This is a genomic window from Streptomyces poriferorum (assembly GCF_019399235.1).
In the GTDB taxonomy this organism is placed as follows: Bacteria; Actinomycetota; Actinomycetes; order Streptomycetales; family Streptomycetaceae; genus Streptomyces; species Streptomyces poriferorum.
Window position 1 is genome coordinate 11,936 of record NZ_JAELVH010000043.1, and the last position, 18,848, is coordinate 30,783.

Consider the following 18,848-nt stretch of genomic DNA (forward strand, 5'->3'; position numbering starts at 1 on the left):
GGAGTCGGACACGCCGATGGCCCCGGCGCACTGCCGGGGCCATCGCCGTGTGCCGTTTTCGCTCAGGCCAGCGCCGGTACCTCGACCGTGAGGGTGGCCCGGCCGCCGTCCGCCGGTGCGTCCAGCACGGCGGGCACCCCGAGCGGAATCGTCAGCCCGGTGGGGCCGTGTCCGAATCCGAGCTCCTCGACGACGGGCACGCCCAGCGGGCCGAGCCGGTCGGCGAGCACCGCGCGGACCCGCTCGTACGGTCCGCAGCCCGCCCAGGAACCGCAGACCACCCCGGCCACGCCGTCGAGCGCGCCGGCCCGCAGCAGTTGGGTGAGAATGCGGTCGATGCTGTACGGGTCCTCGGTGGTGTCCTCGATGACCAGCAGTCCGCCGCGGGCCGAGGTACGCCCGTGCGGGGTGGCGAGGTCCGCGGCGAGCAGACTGACACAGCCACCGTAGGTGACGCCCCGGGCCCGCCCCGGCACCAGGGCCCTCGCGTCGTCGAGCCCCAGCGTCATGACCGTCTCGGGCTCGAACAGGGTGGACCGCAGCGAGTCCTGGGTCCGCGGGTCCTTCAGGAAGGTCTCGGTGCCCACCATCGGGCCGTGCAGCGTGGCAAGCCCGGTCCGCAGGGCGAACGCCTCGTGGAGCACGGTGATGTCGCTGTAGCCGACGAACACCTTGGGCCCGGCGGCACGCATCGCCGCCCAGTCCACCAGATCCACCATGCGGTGTGCCCCGTAGCCGCCGCGGGCGCAGATCACCGCGTCGACGGACGGATCGCACCAGGCGTCCTGGAGGTCCCGGGCCCGCGCCTCGTCCGCGCCGGCGAGATACTCCAACTCGCGGTGCACGTCGAGCACATGCGGCATCACGAGGGGATCGAGCCCCCAGCCGCGCAGGAGGTCGAGACCCGCGTCCAGCCGCTCGGCGGGCACCGGTCCGCTCGGGGACACGACGGCGACCCGGGCGCCCGCGCGCAGCCGGGCAGGACGGGTCAGGGGCGCCAGGGCCGCGCCGTCGGCGCTCACTTCTTCAGCTCCAGCCGCGGCACGTCGGTACGGTCGATGCCGAACGTCTGGGCGTACAGGGAGAGTTCAGCCTCCAGCGCGCTGATCATGGTCTCCGCGCGCCGGAACCCGTGCCCCTCGCCCGGGTAGGTGAGGTAGGCGTGCGGAATGCCGCGCCCCTCGACCGTGGCCAGGAACCGCTCGCACTGTACGGGCGGGCAGATCGGGTCGTCCTCCCCCTGGAGGATCAGGAAGGGGGTGGTGAGCCCGTCGGTGCGGTTGATCGGGGACCTGTCCCGGTAGCGGTCGGGGACCTCGGCGAGCGGGCCGACCAGCGACTCCAGGTACTGCGACTCGAAGTCATGGGTCTCGTCGGTGCCCCAGCCGGTCAGGTCCAGGATGGGGTAGATGATCGTGCCGCAGGCGTAGACGTCCGTCCCGGTCAGCGAGGCGGCGCTGGTCCAGCCCCCGGCGCTGCCGCCGCGGACGGCGAGCCTGTGCGGGTCCGCGGCGCCCTCGGCGGCCAGCGCCCCCGCGACGGCGGCGCAGTCCTCGACGTCGACGACGCCCCACTGTCCGCGCAGCCGGTTGCGGTAGGCGCGGCCGTAGCCGGTGGAGCCGCCGTAGTTGACCTCGGCGACGCCGATGCCGCGCGAGGTGAAGTAGGCGATCTCCAGGTCGAGCACGAGCGCGGCATGGCCGGTCGGGCCGCCGTGGGCCCACACCACGAAGGGCGGCAGCTCGTCGTCCGGGCCGGTCCGGTCGGGGCTGTGCGGCGGGTACACCTGGGCGTGGATCTCCCGGCCGCCGGGGCCTGTGAAGGTGCGGACGGCGGGCTCCGGGTAGTACGAGGGGTCGACCGCGTCCTCGTGGGGTGCGCCGATGATCCGGGTGTGCCCGGTCGCGGTGTCGAGTTCCACGATCTCGTACGCGCTGCGCGGGCTCGCCGCGATGCCGATGACGCGGCTGTCCTGCACGGCGAGGGTCTCGGCCCACTCGGTCCAGGGTCCGGCGATGTCGACGACCTCGCCCGTCTCCGGGTCGAGGATGCCGAGGGTGGTGGATCCCTTGCCGTGGAGTGTGGCGATCAGCCCGTTGTCCAGCGGGCAGAACCAGTTGAGCCCGATCTTCCACAACGGACCCGCGAACTCCTCCTCGCGGACGCAGAGTCCGTCCACGGTGCCGCGGTCCGGGTCGGCGCGGTAGAGGTTCCACCACCCACTGCGGTCACTGGCGAACAGCAGCTGTCCGTCGCTGGTCCAGCGGACCTGCGGTACGGATTCCTCCGGACCGCCCACGAAACTCCGGGCGTGGTGGAAGGTGCCGTCCTCGCCGATGTCGGCGACCATCACCTCGGTGCCGTCCCACGGCATCCGCGGGTGGTCCCAGGCGATCCAGGCGGCGCGCCGCCCGTCGGGTGAGACCTCGGCGCCCGTGACGAACCGGTGCCGGTCGTCGGAGAGCTCGCGCACCGCCGACCGGTCACCGGCCGCCGACCCGTCCAGCGGTACGGCGGCGATCACCCGGCGCAGATCGGTGGGCGCCTCTCCGGTGAACTCCTCCAGTACGCACCAGACCTCGCCGGCCGGTCCGCGGTCCGGGTGCAGCCTCGGGTCGGCCCAGCGCAGTCCGCCGCCGGTCGCGGAGACGGGCGTCAGCGGCCAGGGCTCACGGGGGCCGTCGGGTGCGTAGGCGTACAGCCGCTGGTCGTCGAAGTGGACGAAGACGATCAGCGGGCCGCCCTCGGCGCGTACGGTGCCGGCCCACGGCCGGCCGCCGTACTCGATGACGCGGCTGCGGGCGTTCCACGGCGCGGGCAGTTCCGTGGTGGTGCCGTCCGCCGATCGGCGGACCAGGGCGCGCCGGCCGGCCTCGGCCGGGCGCGGCTCCGTCCACCACAGCTCGTCGCCGACCGCTCCGACGTACTCGGGCCGGCCGTCGCGGGAGGCGGCCAGCGCGGCGTCGATCGGTGACGGCCAGCTTCCGTAGGCCTCAGTGGATTTCATGATCGGTTCCCCCGAGTCGTTCAGGCGGTGCGCAGATAGTGGTCCAGGACCCGGACGCCGAAGTGCAGCGCCTCGACGGGGACACGTTCGTCCACGCCGTGGAAGAGGGCCTGGTAGTCGAAGCCGACGGGCAGCTTCAGCGGCGAGAAGCCGTAGCCGGTGATGCCGAGCCGGGAGAACTGCTTGGCGTCGGTGCCGCCGGACATGCAGTACGGCACGACGTGTCCGTCGGGGTCGAACCGTTCGACGGCGGCGCGGAGCTTGGCGAACGTGGGCGAGTCGACCGGTGCCTGGAGAGGCACCTCGCGGTGGTGGAACTCCCAGTCGACCGAGGGGCCGGTCAGCCGGTCCAGCGTGGCGTGGAACTCGTCCTCGCCGCCGGGGACCATCCTGCCGTCGATGTAGGCGGTGGCGTGGCCGGGGATCACGTTGACCTTGTAACCGGCGTCCAGCATCGTTGGGTTGGAGCTGTTGCGGACGGTGGGCGCGACGAGGTCGGCGGCCGGTCCGATCTTGCCGAGGAGTTCGTCCACGTCGAAGCCGGGGGCGTCGAGGTCGGGGTGGATGCCGTGCAGGGCGGCGATCTCGGTGATCGCGGCGCGGACCGTGGGGGTCAGGCGCACCGGCCATTCGTGGTCGCCGATCCGGGCGACGGCCGCGGCGAGGGCGCTGACCGCGTTCGCGCGGTTGACCTTGGAGCCGTGCCCCGCCTTGCCGTGGGCGGTGAGCTTGAGCCATCCGGTGCCGCGTTCGCCCGCGGCGATGGGGTAGAGCGGCATGTTCGGTCCGGCGTGGAAGGTGAAGGCGCCCGACTCGCTGATGCCTTCCGTGCACCCTTCGAAGAGTGCGGCGTGCTGATCGGCGAGGAAGCCGGAGCCGTCGTCGGCGCTGGCCTCCTCGTCCGCGGTGTAGGCGATCACGATGTCGCGACGGGGGCGGATGCCGGCCCTGGCCCAGTACCGGACGACGGCGAGGACCATCGCGTCCATGTTCTTCATGTCGATGGCGCCGCGGCCCCAGACGACCCCGTCGCGCACCTCGCCGGAGAAGGGGTGCACGGTCCAGTCGTCGGCCTCGGCCGGCACGACGTCCAGGTGGCCGTGGACCAGGAGCGCTTCGGCCGACGGGTCGGTGCCCGGGATCCGGGCGACGACGTTGGTGCGGCCGGGGGTGCGCTCCAGCATCGCCGGTTCGAGTCCGGCGGCGGCCAGCCGCTCGGCGACGTACTCGGCGGCCGGGCGTTCGCGGCAGTCGCCGTCGCCCCTGTTCGTGGTGTCGATGCGGATCAGTTCGGAGGTGAACGTCACCGATTCGTCGAGCGCGAGCGCGTCGACGCTGTCCTGGGGGATGCTCGCCTCAGCCATACTGTTCCTCCACGGCGGAGGACACGATGGTCGTCACCGCCTTGAACGTGCGGATACCTTCGTACATCGTCGCGCTGGTGTAGGCCACACGCCTCTCGCCGGAGGGTGCCGTGCCGGGCACGACCGTGGCCGCCGCCGCCAGGTGCTCGGCGTCGAACTCCAGCTCCACGGTGAACGGGCCGCCCTCCACCGGCGTGTAACGCCCCGCGAGCCCGGCCGCCTCCTTGGCCGCCGCACGGATGTCGGCGGCGGTACGGGTGGGGGTGCGGCAGACCGCCGCGTACCGCGACACGTAGTCCTTGACTGCGACCGTCTGCGCGTCGGGGGCGTAGCCCTTGGCGTCCACGCAGGTCAGGTCGTCGCCGGTGACGAGGACGACGGGGACGCCGTACTCCGCGGCCACATGGGCGTTCAGGAGGCCTTCGCTGGCCCTGACCCCGTTGACCCACACGCCGGTGATGGAATTGGCCAGAAACGTGTGGGCCAGGACGCCCTCCGTACCGGCGCCCGTGTGGTAGCCGATGAAGGCCACGGCATCGACGTCGCCGTGCTGGATGCCCTCCACCATGCTGAGCGACTTGTGCCGGCCGGTGATCATCTGGACCCGGTCGTCGAGCTGCTCGAGGAGCAGGTTGCGCATGGTCCAGTGAGCCTCGTTGACGAGGACCTCGTCGGCGCCCCCGTCGTAGAAGCCGAGGGCGGCCGCGTTGACGTCGGAGGTGAACAGGGAGCGGCACCGCTCCCACTGGGGTGTACCGGGCAGCACATCGGCCGGCCAGGTCACACCGGTGGCGCCTTCCATGTCGGCGCTGACGAGGATCTTCATGCTGCCACACGGTACGCGCCACAGAACGTGCAGGCCAGAGCGGCCCTGGCCTCCAGAGGTACACACCACTGACGCCCACGCGCCCCGGTGCGCGGGGCCCGGGAACCCTCAGGCCGCGGAGCGGGTGCGGAGCTCGTGGACGCGCAGGTTCAGCGTGATGAGATCGAGCAGCGGCGTGTCGACGGACAGCCGCCGGGCCCGGTCCACGAGGTCCCCGAACACCTGCTCCGCCTCGGTCGGGGCGCCGAGGGTCACGTCGCGGTACAGCGAGGCGGTGAGGGGCGATCCTTCCGTGGTGAGCATCGCGGTCACGGCGTCGAGTTCCGACTCCCGCACGGGGTGCCCCGCGGCGGCTGCGACAGTGGCGGATTCGGCCAGGAGCGTGGCGACGAAACCGGGACCGCCGGGAACGGCCCGGACGTCGCCGACCGTGCCGCGCATCAGGCAGGTCAGCCCTGCCAGGGTGCTGATGAACACCCACTTGCCCCACATCGCCCCGACGACGTCCCTGGACCGGTGCGTATCGATGCCCGCGACGTCGAGAACGGCGGCGATCGCCTCGACCCGCTCCGACGTGCCGCCCTGCTGCTCGCCGATCGTCAGTCCGGCGACCGGCGCGAGGCGCACGATGTCGCCTTCGGCGTTCAGCGTGGTGATGACCCTGGCGACACCGCCCAGCACCGCCTTGTCACCGAACCTGTCGCCCAGCCGCGCCAGGTGGGCCATGCCGTTGAGCAGCGGCACGATCGCGGTCTGCGGCCCGACGGCCGGCGCGATGTCGTCGAGGGCACCGTCCAGTGCCGTGGCCTTCACCGAGAGCAGCACCAGGTCGTAGGGGCCGGAGAGTTCGTCCGCGGTGACGAGCCGGGGCGTGAGCGTCTCCTCCTCCCCCAGCCCGGTGATGCGCAGGCCCCGCTCGCGGAGGACCGCGGCGCGGCGCGGACGGACCAGGAAGGTGACGTCCCTGCCCGCCTGTGCGAGCCGGGCTCCGAAGTAGCCACCGGCTGCTCCTGCTCCTACGACCAGAATCTTCATCTGCGTGCACCTTCCGGGGTCCGTTATCAGGGGGCGGGGCGAAGAACGGGACCGCTCAGCCGCCGATCCGCAGGACCAGCTTGCCGGTCGATGTGCGGCCCTCCATCAGCAGGTGTGCCCCGGCCGCCTCCGCCAGGTCGAACTCGGCCGTCACCGGAAGGTCGACGTGCCCGTCGGTCACGGCACGGAAGGCACGCTCCGCGACGGTACGCAGGGTGGCGGGGTCGCTCGCGGCCAGCTCCAGGATCGAGAAGCCGGCCACCGACCTGCTGCCCGGGTAGAGCTCGCCCTGCCCGACGCTCCAGGGCTGTGCGCCGCCGGCGTTGCCGAAGGAGACCAGGCGCCCGAATACGGCGAGCGCGTCGACGCCGCGGCGCAGCGTGTCCCCGCCGACCGGGTCGAGCACCAGGTCGACGCCCCGGCCGCCGGTGGCGCGGCGGACCTCGTCCGGGAAGGTGTCGCCGAGGAACACCTCGTCGTAGCCGTGGTCGAGGGCGTACGCGGCCTTCGCGGCCGAGGACACCACGCCGTACACGGCTCCGGCCCCCGCGGATCTGGCCAGCTGCCCGGCCACGGTGCCTACTCCGCCGGCCGCGCCCTGCACCAGCACGCTCTCGCCGGCCCGCAGCCGCCCCACCTCGTGCAGCAGGGCGTGCGCGGTCGGCAGCACGGTGGGGAGGGTGGCCCCCGTGCGCAGGTCCACGCCGGCGGGGAGCGGGAAGACCGTGTCGGCCGGGGCCGCCACCACGTCCGCGTATCCGCCGCCGTCGAGGAACGCGGCCACCTCCTGCCCGGGGATCAGCCCCTCGACCCCCTCACCGACCGCCCGTACCCGGCCCGAGACCTCCAGGCCCGGGACGAAGGGCAGTTCGGGCACCCGGTATCCCACGGACCTGGCCTTGAGGTCGGCGAAGTTGACGCCCGCGTAGGCGACGTCGATGGTGACCTGACCGGGGCCGGGTTCGGGGGCGAGCGTCTCGACGAGGGTCAGGACCTCGGGGCCGCCGTACTCCTTGAACTCGATCGCACGCATGACAGAACCGCCCTCTGGAGAGATGTGTTCAACGAAAAGCGAACACTCGAAGTGTAAGATATTCATCGAACACTCGGCAAGGGCCACGGACGCGAGGAGCGGAACATGCCCAACCAGCCTGCGGGCAGCGGACATCGCGCGGCTCCGGTGCACGCGGACCCCGCGGAGGTCTCGGTCCTCGAAGCCCTGTCCGCAGTGGCCGACCCGGTCCGCCTCCAGCTGGTCCGGGAGCTGGCGGACTCCGAGGACTGGACGCGCAGCTGCGGCAGCTTCGACGTGCCGGTCGGCAAGGCCGCGCTCAGCCATCACTTCTCGGTGCTGCGCGGAGTGGGCCTGGTGGAGCAGCGCGACATGGGCGCCAAACGGGTCAACCGCCTGCGCCGCGAGGAGTTCGAGGCCCGCTTCCCGGGCCTCCTGCACCTGCTGCTCCGGGCCGACGACGCCTGAGACGGCCGCCCGTACGCAGGCAGCGCAAAAGAGCCGGCACCCCGCAAGCGGAGGTACCGGCCCTCTTCGTGGTTCAGCGGCGCTTCGCACCCTTCAACAGCTTCTCGATCCTGGTGAGTTCCTTGTCGGTGAACTCCAGGTTGCGGATCGCCTCGACGCTGTTCTCCAGCTGGGTGACGCTGCTCGCGCCGACCACAGCGGAGGTGACCCGGCCGCCGCGCAGCACCCAGGCCAGCGCCATCTGGGCCAGCGACTGACCGCGCGCGGAGGCGAGTTGGTCCAGCTCACGCAGGCGGCCGACCAGTTCGGGCGTGACCGAGTCGGCCGACAGGAACGGGCTGCTGCCCGCCGCCCGCGAGCCCTCCGGGATACCGCGGAGGTAGCGGTCCGAGAGGATGCCCTGTTCCAGCGGTGAGTAGGCGATGGAGCCGACACCCAGTTCGTCCAGGGCCGTGAGCAGACCGTCCTCGACCCAGCGGTCCAGCATCGAGTAGCGCGGCTGGTGGATGAGCAGCGGGGTGCCGAGGCCCTTCAGGATCCGGGCGGCCTCCCTCGTCTGCTCGGCCGAGTAGTTGGAGATGCCGACGTAGAGCGCCTTGCCCTGCTGCACCGCCGTGTGGAGCGCCCCCATCGTCTCCTCGAGCGGGGTCTCGGGATCGGGCCGGTGGGAGTAGAAGATGTCGACGTAGTCGAGACCGAGGCGGCCGAGGCTCTGATCCAGCGAGGAGAGCAGGTTCTTGCGCGATCCCCACTCCCCGTACGGGCCGTCCCACATCAGATAGCCGGCCTTGGTGGACACGATGATCTCGTCCCGGTGCCGGGCGAAGTCCGTCGCCAGCGAGCGGCCCATCGCGGTCTCGGCGGAGCCGGGCGGCGGGCCGTAGTTGTTGGCCAGGTCGAAGTGGGTGATGCCGAGGTCGAACGCCCGGCGGAGGATCTGGCCCTGCGACTCCGGCGTCCGGTCACCGCCGAAGTTGTGCCACAGACCGAGCGAGAGGGCGGGCAGCTTCAGACCGCTGCGCCCGGTACGCCGGTACGGCATGTCCTGGTAGCGGCCGGCGGACGGGATGTACATGCGGGGCTCCACGGGAGAGATCGTTCCGGTACACGACGGAGTACGACGTGCGGGGTCCAGGCTCGCGCACAACGATCCAGCAGTCCAACAGGAGATTCCGCTGGGATTCAGCACCTATATTTCTCAATCATGGAGTTGCGCCAGCTGGAACATTTCGTCGCCGTCGCCCAGGAACAGCATTTCACCCGGGCCGCCGAGCGCGTCGCCGTGTCGCAGTCCGGCCTGTCCGCCTCCGTCCGGGCCCTGGAGCAGGAACTGCGGACGCCCCTGTTCAGCCGGACGACCCGCAGTGTGCGGCTGACCGAGGCAGGGCGCGCCCTGCTGGTGGAGGCCGAGCGCACCCTGGCGGGCGCGCGGGCGGCGAAGGACGCAGTCGACGCCGTACGGGGGCTGCTGCGCGGGACCCTGTCGGTGGGCGTGGAACAGTGCGTCGCCGGACTGAACCTGCCGCGGCTGCTCGCCGCCTTCCACCGCGAGCACCCGCACATGGAGATCCGGCTCCGCCAGGAGGGGACGACGAACCTGGTCGACGGGGTGGCCGGCGGCCGGCTCGACATCGCCTTCGCCGCCACGGTCTCCCCCGTGGAGTGGCGTGGCGAGCTGGTCCCGCTGGCCCGTGAGCCCATGGTCCTGCTGTGCTCGCCCGGTCACCGGCTGGCGTCGGCGGACCGGGCCGGATGGGACGAGCTGGCGGGTGAGGCGTTCATCGACTTCCATCCGGACTTCGGGCCGCGCCGTGCGGCCGACGAGGCGTTCGCGGCCGCGCGGGTGCGCCGCACGGTGGCCCTGGAGGTCAACGACGTGCACACGCTGCTGGAGCTGGTGCGCGAGGGGCTCGGCATCGCGGTGGTTCCGCACCACTTCTCGCGCAAGCCCGAGGCCACGTGCCTGGTGGCGGTGGCGCTCGACGGGGCGGACCAGCCGTACTACGAGAGCGTCGTGGTGCTGCCCGCCGCTCAGGCACTGAGCCCGGGAGCGCGGGCGCTGATGGCACTCGTACGGGAGGGAACCGGGCACTGAGCCGCGCCGGTCAGCCGCTCAGCGCCTCGGCGAACGCCCCGTCCTCCTGTGCGACGCCGCTGCAGCTGTCGCTCGCCTTCGACGTGTCCTCACCGGTGCACGCCCGGTCGCGGAACGCCGCCCAGAGCGAGAGCGCCCCGGCGCCCTGACGGCGGGCGAAGGAGCGCAGGGACGCCGCGTCGGCCAGGGTGAAGGTCTCCCCGGCCACGTCGTTGACGCCGATCATCACGGTGATGTGCAGCGCCCGCCAGGCCTCGGCGCCGGTCAGCCCGAGAGCACCCGCGATCTGGTCATGGGTGGCCGAGGCCGCCTGCTCCGCGTAGTCGCTCATGTCGCCGTCGTGGGAGGAGCTGTAGTTCATGGCCATGATGTTCACCGCGGAGACGTCGACGTCCTCGGCCACCGCGTCGTCGAGGAGGGCCGTGCCGCTCGCCTCCAGGCCGTCGGGCATGACCGGCAGCGTGTACGTGACGTCCAGGTCCCGCTCCAGCTGGAGCAGGTGCAGGGCCTCGTTGCGGCGGGTGACGGACGCGGTGTCGGTGAGCGCGTCGCCCTCGATGTCGAAGTCCGCCTTGGTCGCGCCGACCGCGTCGAGCACCTCCCCGTACACGTCGGCGAGTTCCTGTGCGCTGTCGCAGGCGAGCGCCGCTTCGGTGCCCGCGGCGCCGCCGAAGGAGACCCGGACGTCCGCGCCGGAGGCGGTGAGCGCCGCGACGCGTGAGACCACGGCGCTGTCGGTGACCTTCGCGCTGCCGCCCCAGAGCGGGGTGCAGGCGTCTCCGTCGGCGACCACGAAGGCGAGGTTGTACGTGTCGGGGGATCCGGCGGCGTCCGTACCCGCGGCGGTCGTGGCGCTGACGTAGGGGGTGAACGCGGTGGCCGCCGGGGCCGTCGTGCCGGTGGCCGGGCGGGGGGCCGACGCGGCCCCCTGATCCGCCGCGGTCCCGGTCGCACAGCCGGAGCAGGCGAGGAGGAGCGCGGCAAGGCCGGCGCCGGCCGCCGCCGGCCGGGAGGATGACATACGCATGGCGTTTGCACCTGCTTTCGGCAAAGAGTGCCCCGCAGCTGCGACACAGTGGGACCGGAACACTCGAAACCTCTCACACCTGCCCCGCACCACCCTCACAGCCAAGTCACAGTCGGGCGGCACACCACCCCATGATCAAAACCTCAACCACCAGCGAAAACAATGTTGTTGGAAGGACATCCGACCGACCGCGCCGCCGCTCACCGCCCGCACACTCTCAGCCGACCGACAGGTGACGGACGAATCCACAGCGTCCGGCCAGCAAAGCACCAGACTTCGCACAAGGCCGTTGGTCAACATACGCAAATGCCTTCCGATATCCCTGTCGATACAGATCCGGCCGTGCGTGGCCGACACCGCAAACACACGCGCGCCTCGGCGCCTTCGGCGCAGGACGGGCCCGTCTTCGTGGACAGCTCCGGCCGGCGTGCCCGGCTGCTGCGCCGGGCCGGTGCGGTGCTGGGTGTCACCTGCGTCGGGTACGCCGCCGTTCTGGCCCTTTCCTTCATGGGCGGGATCTCCTTGTCCCCCTCGACGCTGCTCCCCATCGACGGCATGTCCGACGCCCGGGGCGGCCCCGGCGGCGGACCCCCCGGCGACAGTGGCGCGTACGCCCCGCCGAGCACCGGCACGGGCCGATGAGCCGCAGCCGCCCGTCGGCGATACCGGGGCCCCGCGTGGTCATCGCCCTGTTGCTGCTCCTGGGCCTGGTCTCCGTGATGCTGCTCGACGGCTATCTGCGGGCCGAGATCGGCAACGACCAGCGGATCCGCTCCGGCGCGAGTTCGAGCAAGGTGCCGGACAGCGTCCTGGACGGCGGTCCCCTGCTCAGCTTCCCGGGCGGCACCGCCCGCACCCAGTCGGTGCCCGACAGGACGATCGTGCTGACCTTCGACGACGGGCCCGATCCGGAGTGGACCGGCAAGGTGCTCGACGTCCTGGACGACAACGACGTACCGGGCACGTTCTTCCTCGTGGGTTCCATGGTCTCGCGCTATCCGGGCCTCGTGCGCGAGATGGTCGACGGCGGCAACGAGGTGGGCGTCCACACCTTCACGCACATCGACCTCTCCTACCGGAGCGCCTCCCGCGTGACGCGTGAGATCGCCCAGACACAACTGGCCCTGGCCGGGGCCGCCGGCATCACGACGACACTGTTCCGTGCCCCGTACTCGTCGACGAACGACGCCATCGACAACTACAGCTGGCCCGTCTACAAGAAGCTCGGCGCCCTCGGCTACACCAGCGTGTTCATCGACACCGACAGCGAGGACTGGCAGCAGCCGGGCGTCGACGAGATCATCGACCTGGCCACCCCGAAGAGCGGCAAGGGCGCCTCCGTGCTCTTCCACGACTCGGGCGGCGACCGTGAGCAGACCCTTGAGGCGCTGCCCCGGTACATCAAGAAGATGAAGGCGCAGGGCTACACCTTCACCACGGTCAGCGGCGCCCAGCAGCAGGACGAGCAGGCGCAGTCACAGGCCGGGCAGGGCACCCCGGACCGGGCAGGACAGGCAGCCGATCCGGCGGCCTCCGCCTCCGATCCCGAGCAGGCCGCGCACCGCAGGGCCGACGCCACCACCCTCTGGGAGGGCCGGGCGCTTCTCGCCGCCGTCGCGGTCGCCGAGTGGACGATGCCCGGGCTCGCCGCGCTGCTGACCGTCGTCGGGGTCGCCGTGCTGGGACGGTTCGGGCTGATGCTCGTCCTGGCCCGGAGCCACTACCGACGGCGCAACAGACGCCGGTTCGTCTGGGGGCCCGCGGTCATCGGGCCGGTGAGCGTGATCGTGCCCGCGTACAACGAGAAGGAGTGCATCGCCCACACGCTCGGCTCACTGGCTTCCAGTACTCATCCGATCGAGATCATCCTCGTCGACGACGGGTCGACCGACGGGACCCCGGAGATCGCCGAGTCCCTGGGCCTGCCCAACCTCCGGGTCGTACGCCAGGAGAACGCCGGCAAGTCGGCCGCGCTCAACAACGGTGTGCGGCAGGCGCGTTACGACATCGTGGTGATGATGGACGGCGACACCGTCTTCGAACCCGAGACCGTGCACCGGCTCGTGCAGCCCTTCGGCGACCCGGCCGTCGGCGCGGTCGCCGGCAACGCCAAGGTCGGCAACCGCAACACGGTCATCGGCGCCTGGCAGCACATCGAGTACGTGATGGGCTTCAACCTGGACCGCAGGATGTACGACCTGCTGCGCTGCATGCCCACCATCCCCGGGGCGATCGGCGCGTTCCGCCGCAGAGCGGTGCTGGCCGTCGGCGGCATGAGCGAGGACACCCTCGCCGAGGACACCGACATCACCATCGCCCTGCACCGGGCCGGCTGGCGCGTCGTCTACGCCGAGCACGCCCGTGCGTGGACCGAGGCACCCGCGTCCCTGGGTCAGCTGTGGCGGCAGCGCTACCGCTGGAGCTACGGCACCATGCAGGCCCTGTGGAAGCACCGGCGATCCGTGACCGACCGGGGGCCGTCGGGCCGCTTCGGCCGGGTCGGGATGCCGCTGGTGGTCCTCTTCCAGATCGTCACGCCCCTCTTCGCCCCGCTGATCGACGTGTTCACGCTCTACGCGATGCTGTTCGTGGACTTCAGGGCGTCCCTGCTGGCCTGGCTCGCGATCCTGCTGGTGCAACTGCTGTGCGCGGCCTATGCGTTCCGCCTCGACCGGGAGAAGTACCGGTATCTGCTCATGATGCCGCTCCAGCAACTCGCCTACCGGCAGCTGATGTACCTGGTGCTCATCCACTCGTGCGTCACCGCGGCGACCGGCGGACGGCTGCGCTGGCAGAAGCTGAAGCGCACCGGCGTGGTCGGCTCACCCACCTCGGGGACGGAGAGCCGCTGATGGGGGGTGCGCACCGGCGGGGGGCGTCCTTGGCGACCGTCCGCGCGGAACCCGTCCCCTCCGGCGGCCGTGACCGCTGGTTCGACCTGCTGCGGGCCGTCGCGCTGGTCCGTGTCGTCACGTACCACACCTTCGCATGGCCGTGGCTGGGGCTCGCGTTCCCGTCGATGGGCGTGATGTTCGCGCTCGCCGGCTCGCTCATGGCGCGTTCGCTGGAGCGGCCCGCGCCGCAGGTGATCAGGGGGCGGCTGCGCCGGCTGCTGATCCCGCTGTGGGTGTTCGGCCTGGTCCTCGGCGTGGCGATGCTGCTGCACGGCTGGGTGCCGGGCGCCGACGTCCTGTACTGGGTGCTGCCGGCCGGCGATCCGCCGGGCGACGCCTGGGGCGAGCAGGCCTGGGCGGTGCTGTGGTACCTGCGGACCTACCTCTGGTTCGTCCTGCTCTCACCGGTCCTGCTGCGGCTCTTCCGGTCGGCCCCGCTGCTGGTGCCGGCCCTTTCCCTCGTCCCCGTCCTGGTGCTGACCGCGCTGGGCGGAGGGCCGGACGGGCGGCTGGGGAGTGTGCTCAGTGATGTGTCGGTCTTCCTGTTCTGCTGGCTGCTGGGATTCGCCCACCGCGACGGGGTGCTCGACCGGATGCGCCCCGGCCAGGTCGTCGCCGTGGCTCCGGTCCTGCTCGCGGCCGGGTGCTGGTGGGCGCTGAACCACCGGGTCGACGGGTCGTACGACCTCGACGACATCCCGCTCGCCCAGGCCCTGTGGTCCGCGGGCTTCGTCCTGTTGCTCCTCCGGTTCCGTCCGGCGTGTGCCTGGCTCGGCCGCCGCCCCGTGGCGGCGCGGGTGGTGAAGGTCTTCAACGCCCGCGCCGTGACCGTCTATCTGTGGCACGAGGTCGCGCTGATGGCGAGCGTGCCGCTGATCGACCTGATGTGGAACGTGCCCGCCTTCGAACGGCGACTGCCGCTCGACAGCACCTGGTTCCAGTTCGGTGTCGCCTGGGTCCTCGTCGGGGCGGCGGTGGTGCTCCTCGGCTGGGTCGAGGACGTCGCGGCGAAACGGAAACCGCGGCTGCTGCCGTGAACGACGCCCCGGCCCCGGACGGACTACCCGCCCGGGGCCGCGGCGCGCCCGGATCAGCGGGCGGCCAGGACGAACCACCGCGCCGGCAGGTCGATCCGGGTTCCGTCGGGCAGGTACTCGGTCTGCGGCAGTGCCGTGTCCCCGCTGTCCAGGGTGACCAGTCCGGCCGCCCGCAGCACCTGCGGCACCTCCTCCTCGGTGGCGCTCGCCGGTTTCAGCCCGTGGTCGAAGACCCGCCGCAGCTTCTTGGGCGGGCCGTCCGGGCCCTGTGCCGCCTGCCGCAGCACGTCCTGGGAGGCCGGGGTCAGTTCGGCGACGAACGCCCGGCCCCGGTTCCCGAGCAGCGTCGCCACGGCCGCCGCGACCGCGGGCCTGGTCTCGGGTTCGCTCTGGTGGATGACCGCCCGCATGTACACGTTCGTATCGCCGATCCGCTCGTGCAGTGCCCGCACCGCTTCACCGTCGACGAGGTCCAGCTGGGCGAACTCGGCGACACCTTCGGGGTCCGCCCGCCGTGCGTGGCCGATCGCGGCGTGCGAGAGGTCCACGCCGATCGCACGGGCGAACCGGGTGGCGAGGTAGCGGGTCTGGGTGCCGTTTCCGCAGCCGAGGTCGACCACGGGCAGCGCGGCATCGGCGTACGGCAGGAGCAGCTCGCTGTGCGGCGCGGCGCTCAGCGAGGGGTCGGCGTCCCAGATCGCCTCGCCGGGTGCGTCCGAGGTGGCGGCCCAGAACCCTTCCCATGACTCACGGTATTGCTGTGAAACATCCATGCGCACTCCCAAGTCCGGCCGTACCGAGCCTATTTCGCTCAGCACCGGACTACCGCCCCACGGCGTCCGGGGCAAGGGTGCGCACCACATCGACAGCCCCGGTGAAGACCTCCTTCACCAGTCGTTCGACCGGGGGCGTGGGAGGCGGGACAGTGCCAGCTCGAACCAGACGGTCTTGCCGCGCGCCGTGGTGCTCGTGCCCCATTCCCGGGCGAGGCCGCTCACCAGGACCAGCCCGCGGCCGGACTCGTCGTCCGCGGTCGCGTCCAGGAGCGTGGCAGGGGCGGGCTCGTCGTCGGTGACCTCGCAGAGCAGAGCGCCGGTGCGTACCAGCCGGAGCCCGATGTGATGGGTGCGGCCGTGCTTGACGGCGTTGGTGACGAGCTCGCTGACCATCAGTTCGGCCGCCTCCACCGCGTCCGGCAGCTCCCAGTCGAGGAGCCGGCCGCGGACCAGCCGGCGGGCCCGGGCCACCTCGCGCGGGTCCAGGGCCAGTTGCCATGCGGCGACGTCGCCGTCCGGGATGCCGTTGAGCCTGGCCATCAGCAGGGCCACGTCGTCCTTGCGGCCGTCGCCTGGGTTCAGGGCCCTGATGATCGTGTCGCAGGCGTCGTCCATGGACGCGGCAGGATGGGCGGCGGAGGCGCAGAGGGCGGCCAGCCCCGCACCGATGTCCTGGCCGCGCACCTCGACCAGGCCGTCGGTGCAGAGCACCAGCCGGTCGCCGGCACGCACCCGCACGGTGGCGGTCTCGAAGGCGACCCCGCCGACGCCGATCGGGGCTCCGGTCGGCAGGTCGAGCAGTTCCGCCCGGCCGTCCTCCGCCCGGACCAGTACCGGCGGGATGTGTCCGGCGTTGGCGATCTGCAGCTCGGAGCGGATGGGGTCGTAGACCGCGTACAGGCAGGTCGCGAGGTACTGCTCGCCGAGCCGCTGGGCCAGGTCGTCGAGGTTGCGCAGCAGCTGGGCGGGAGGCATCTCCATGGTGGCCATGGTCAGCACCGCCGTGCGCAGCTGCCCCATCATGGCGGCGGAGTTGAGACCATGACCCATGACGTCGCCGACGACGAGCGCGGTCCGGGAGCCGGGGAGTTTCACCGAGTCGAACCAATCGCCGCCGACCCTGCCGAGCCGGGTGCCGGGCAGGTAGCGGGTGGCGATGTCGCAGCCGGCCATGCGCGGTTCGATCTGCGGCAGCATGCTGTCCTGGAGGGTCTCGGCGACGTTCTCCTGGTACGTGTACATGCGGGCGTTGTCGAGGACGAGCCCGGCCCTGGCGGCGAGTTCGGCGCCCGTGGTGCGGTCCATGTCGTCGAATGGTTCGCGGCCGGGGCGGCGCATCAGCACCATGAAACCGAGCACCACGTCACGGGCCTTGAGCGGGACGATGAGCAGCGAGCGGTGCGTGATGAGGGGCCTGAGGTCGCGCTTCTCGAACTCGCCCGAGATCCGGTTGCTCAACTCCTCGCTGACGTAGGGCACGATCACGGGCTCGCCGGTGACCATGCACTGGAAGAACGGGGTGTGCTCGGGGAAGGCGATGGATTCGCCGACGGGCACGGTGTCGTCCCAGCGGCCCGGTTCGTCGTTGTGCTCGACCCAGACGCGGTGCCAGATCGTCGTGACGTCGGGCGGCCCGTCGGGGAAGCCCTCGCCGGCCAGGACCGCGGCGCGCAGATGGGTACCGGCGAAGTCGGTGAAGCGGGGGACGGCGGCGCTGGTGACCTCGCGGATGGTCCGTTCCAGATCCAGGGAGGTGCCGATGCGGCCGCTGACCTCGTTCAGGAATTCCAGCCGCTCGCGGACCGCCGCGTACTCGAGGTCCAGTTCGGGACGTGGCACGGCGTGCGGGACGGGCGCATCCCCGGCGCGGACCGGCGGGCCGTCGGCCGTACGCCGCCCGGCGCGTTGCGGCGCACCCCAGTCGGGAGTCACCGGGATCCGGTCGTGCCGACTGAACTCCAGTACGGGATAGCCGAGTTCGAGGACCTGGGAGACGATCCTGGTGGCCTCCCGGACGCTCATGCTGGGCAGGATCTCGGGCAGCCTGGAGGAGAGTTCCCGGTAGCCGGGGAAGTCGGTGTGCAGGGCGAATCCGGGGGCGACCGTCTCCCTGCCCTGCCCCTCGCCCTCCCCGTCGCCCCGCAGCGGCGCGGCGTCCGCGGCGAGCACGAGCAGCCGCTCCGGGCCCGGGCCGACCAGCGGATAGGCCCACCACAGCACGTCGATGCGGCCGCGGTCCGGTTCGTCCACGCGGGCCCGGCCCGCCGCCGGGTAGGCGACGGTCCCGCTGAGGGAGCTGTCGAGCTCGGGGCCGGACTCGGCGTACGCGCTGTCCGGCAGCGGGTCACCGACCTGCGGCAACGCCCCGGTAACCGGCAGGAGTTCACCAGCGGGGCAGCCGACGGCATCCTCCCGGGAGACCCCGAAGAGTCTCCTCGCACCGGTCGACCAGTGCGAGACCAGCCCGTCCGCGTCGACGACGACCACGGCGAGCGGCACGCGGCCCGCCGCGGCGTCATGCGGCTGTGGTGTCCTCTGCGGCGGCACACCGAGGTCCATGGGTGGAAGGCTCCTTCCTCACCGCAAGGTTCTGCGATGCGTCCGTCCACGGTACGGCCCCGCGTCCGGCGTCGCGGGTCATCGGCACAATCACCCCCGAGGGGGTGGTGCGCCCCGCGTACCCGCACGATCCGGACGGCACAGGGAACACCGTGCGTCAGTCCTCGTGGCCCAGTTGGAGGTCCCGCTCGGTGCGTCCGCCGCCCGCGACCTGGAGCACGGTGGCGACCGGCGGATAACCGGCGGCGATCACGGTGTACTCGCCCGTGGACAGGTCCACGAAGCGGAACGAGCCGTCGGGGCCGGTGGTCAGCGTGTCGACGACGTTGCCCGCCGCGTCCAGGAGCGTCACCCGGGCGTCCTCGACGGGNGACCTCGCCGCGTACGTCGGTCAGGGTGACGGCCGCGTCGCGTACGGGGACACCGTCCGCGGTCACGACGGTCCCGGCCAGCCGCCCGGCGCCGCCGAGCACCACGTCCAGCTCCACCGGCCGTTCGCCGACCGTGACGCTGACGGCCTGGGGCTGGTGGCCGCCCGCGGCGGCGATGAGCACGTACGAACCGGCCCCGGGCACGCTCAGCGCGTACCGCCCCTCGTCCCCACTGGCGCCTCTGCCGACCTGCTGCCCCTGGACGTCGATGAGGGTGAGGGCGGCGCGCGGGACCTTCGTGCCGTCGGAATGCTGGACGCTGCCGCAGACCGGAACTCCGGAGAGATAGCCGGAGGAGGGCGCGGCGGGGTCGGTGC

15 protein-coding genes and 1 pseudogene are annotated in these 18,848 nt (G+C 72.0%); 5 read left to right on the top strand and 11 right to left on the bottom strand.

Features of this window, described 5'->3' with window-relative positions; genetic code table 11:
* Positions 1-62: 62 nt before the first annotated feature.
* The 6 genes from JGS39_RS10680 to JGS39_RS10705 all read right to left on the bottom strand — a co-directional run bounded on the left by JGS39_RS10680 (position 63) and on the right by JGS39_RS10705 (position 7,265).
* Positions 63-1,022, bottom strand: coding sequence for a S66 peptidase family protein (locus JGS39_RS10680; protein ID WP_308120310.1), 960 nt, complete (start codon positions 1,020-1,022; stop codon positions 63-65).
* Positions 1,019-3,007: a prolyl oligopeptidase family serine peptidase gene (locus JGS39_RS10685; RefSeq protein ID WP_219568565.1), complete on the bottom strand. Its 1,989-nt coding sequence runs from the start codon at positions 3,005-3,007 to the stop codon at positions 1,019-1,021. The genes JGS39_RS10680 and JGS39_RS10685 overlap by 4 nt, the downstream gene beginning before the upstream one ends.
* Positions 3,008-3,027: 20 nt before the next feature.
* A complete protein-coding gene (locus JGS39_RS10690) occupies positions 3,028-4,371 on the bottom strand; it encodes a M20/M25/M40 family metallo-hydrolase (RefSeq protein ID WP_219568567.1) in 1,344 nt (447 codons plus the stop codon).
* Positions 4,364-5,197, bottom strand: coding sequence for a M55 family metallopeptidase (locus tag JGS39_RS10695; RefSeq protein ID WP_219568569.1), 834 nt, complete (start codon positions 5,195-5,197; stop codon positions 4,364-4,366). Before JGS39_RS10695 ends, JGS39_RS10690 begins: the two co-directional genes overlap by 8 nt.
* Positions 5,198-5,305: 108 nt before the next feature.
* Complete coding sequence (locus JGS39_RS10700; RefSeq protein WP_219568571.1) at positions 5,306-6,232, bottom strand: 2-dehydropantoate 2-reductase; 927 nt, start codon at positions 6,230-6,232, stop codon at positions 5,306-5,308.
* Positions 6,233-6,287: 55 nt separating this feature from the next.
* Entirely contained in the window at positions 6,288-7,265 is a 978-nt protein-coding gene (locus JGS39_RS10705; protein ID WP_219568573.1) for a quinone oxidoreductase family protein, read from the bottom strand.
* A gap of 105 nt (positions 7,266-7,370) precedes the next feature.
* Between JGS39_RS10705 and JGS39_RS10710 the strand changes: the two genes are divergently transcribed.
* Positions 7,371-7,712 (top strand): ArsR/SmtB family transcription factor, encoded by a 342-nt coding sequence (locus JGS39_RS10710; RefSeq protein ID WP_219568574.1) that lies wholly within the window; start codon positions 7,371-7,373, stop codon positions 7,710-7,712.
* A 73-nt stretch (positions 7,713-7,785) separates the two neighbouring features.
* Here JGS39_RS10710 and JGS39_RS10715 read toward each other — a convergent pair whose 3' ends face one another.
* Complete coding sequence (locus tag JGS39_RS10715) at positions 7,786-8,787, bottom strand: aldo/keto reductase (protein WP_219568576.1); 1,002 nt, start codon at positions 8,785-8,787, stop codon at positions 7,786-7,788.
* A 129-nt stretch (positions 8,788-8,916) separates the two neighbouring features.
* Here JGS39_RS10715 and JGS39_RS10720 point away from each other — a divergent pair, with 129 nt between their 5' ends.
* On the top strand, positions 8,917-9,807 hold the full coding sequence (locus JGS39_RS10720; RefSeq protein WP_219568578.1) for a LysR family transcriptional regulator: 891 nt from the start codon (positions 8,917-8,919) through the stop codon (positions 9,805-9,807).
* Between the two features lie 10 nt (positions 9,808-9,817).
* On the opposite strand, the gene JGS39_RS10725 is transcribed toward JGS39_RS10720, so the two are convergent.
* Complete coding sequence (locus tag JGS39_RS10725; RefSeq protein WP_219568588.1) at positions 9,818-10,828, bottom strand: chitinase; 1,011 nt, start codon at positions 10,826-10,828, stop codon at positions 9,818-9,820.
* A 348-nt stretch (positions 10,829-11,176) separates the two neighbouring features.
* Here JGS39_RS10725 and JGS39_RS10730 point away from each other — a divergent pair, with 348 nt between their 5' ends.
* Genes JGS39_RS10730 through JGS39_RS10740 form a run of 3 tightly spaced genes read left to right on the top strand, consistent with a single transcriptional unit; the run spans position 11,177 to position 14,765 of the window.
* Positions 11,177-11,476, top strand: coding sequence for a hypothetical protein (locus JGS39_RS10730; protein ID WP_219568590.1), 300 nt, complete (start codon positions 11,177-11,179; stop codon positions 11,474-11,476).
* The gene (locus JGS39_RS10735) at positions 11,473-13,686 is read left to right on the top strand and encodes a bifunctional polysaccharide deacetylase/glycosyltransferase family 2 protein (RefSeq protein ID WP_219568579.1); all 2,214 of its coding nucleotides are present in this window, start codon (positions 11,473-11,475) and stop codon (positions 13,684-13,686) included. Before JGS39_RS10730 ends, JGS39_RS10735 begins: the two co-directional genes overlap by 4 nt.
* Complete coding sequence (locus JGS39_RS10740; RefSeq protein WP_219568580.1) at positions 13,686-14,765, top strand: acyltransferase family protein; 1,080 nt, start codon at positions 13,686-13,688, stop codon at positions 14,763-14,765. Before JGS39_RS10735 ends, JGS39_RS10740 begins: the two co-directional genes overlap by 1 nt.
* A gap of 53 nt (positions 14,766-14,818) precedes the next feature.
* Here the strand turns inward: JGS39_RS10740 and JGS39_RS10745 are convergent, their stop codons facing one another.
* From JGS39_RS10745 to JGS39_RS10755, 3 genes and pseudogenes are all read right to left on the bottom strand, one after another.
* On the bottom strand, positions 14,819-15,538 hold the full coding sequence (locus JGS39_RS10745) for a class I SAM-dependent methyltransferase (protein ID WP_219568582.1): 720 nt from the start codon (positions 15,536-15,538) through the stop codon (positions 14,819-14,821).
* 114 nt (positions 15,539-15,652) lie between these two features.
* A complete protein-coding gene (locus JGS39_RS10750; RefSeq protein ID WP_219568584.1) occupies positions 15,653-18,100 on the bottom strand; it encodes an ATP-binding SpoIIE family protein phosphatase in 2,448 nt (815 codons plus the stop codon).
* 157 nt (positions 18,101-18,257) lie between these two features.
* Positions 18,258-18,848, bottom strand: a pseudogene (locus JGS39_RS10755) (MSCRAMM family protein); the annotation flags it as partial.

Coding starts and splice junctions, on each gene's coding strand:
- JGS39_RS10685 (WP_219568565.1), bottom strand. CDS start 3,007: ATGAAATCCACTGAGGCCTACGGAAGCTGGCCGTCACCGATCGACGCC.
- JGS39_RS10690 (WP_219568567.1), bottom strand. CDS start 4,371: ATGGCTGAGGCGAGCATCCCCCAGGACAGCGTCGACGCGCTCGCGCTC.
- JGS39_RS10695 (WP_219568569.1), bottom strand. CDS start 5,197: ATGAAGATCCTCGTCAGCGCCGACATGGAAGGCGCCACCGGTGTGACC.
- JGS39_RS10700 (WP_219568571.1), bottom strand. CDS start 6,232: ATGAAGATTCTGGTCGTAGGAGCAGGAGCAGCCGGTGGCTACTTCGGA.
- JGS39_RS10705 (WP_219568573.1), bottom strand. CDS start 7,265: ATGCGTGCGATCGAGTTCAAGGAGTACGGCGGCCCCGAGGTCCTGACC.
- JGS39_RS10710 (WP_219568574.1), top strand. CDS start 7,371: ATGCCCAACCAGCCTGCGGGCAGCGGACATCGCGCGGCTCCGGTGCAC.
- JGS39_RS10715 (WP_219568576.1), bottom strand. CDS start 8,787: ATGTACATCCCGTCCGCCGGCCGCTACCAGGACATGCCGTACCGGCGT.
- JGS39_RS10720 (WP_219568578.1), top strand. CDS start 8,917: ATGGAGTTGCGCCAGCTGGAACATTTCGTCGCCGTCGCCCAGGAACAG.
- JGS39_RS10725 (WP_219568588.1), bottom strand. CDS start 10,828: ATGTCATCCTCCCGGCCGGCGGCGGCCGGCGCCGGCCTTGCCGCGCTC.
- JGS39_RS10735 (WP_219568579.1), top strand. CDS start 11,473: ATGAGCCGCAGCCGCCCGTCGGCGATACCGGGGCCCCGCGTGGTCATC.
- JGS39_RS10740 (WP_219568580.1), top strand. CDS start 13,686: ATGGGGGGTGCGCACCGGCGGGGGGCGTCCTTGGCGACCGTCCGCGCG.
- JGS39_RS10745 (WP_219568582.1), bottom strand. CDS start 15,538: ATGGATGTTTCACAGCAATACCGTGAGTCATGGGAAGGGTTCTGGGCC.
- JGS39_RS10750 (WP_219568584.1), bottom strand. CDS start 18,100: ATGGACCTCGGTGTGCCGCCGCAGAGGACACCACAGCCGCATGACGCC.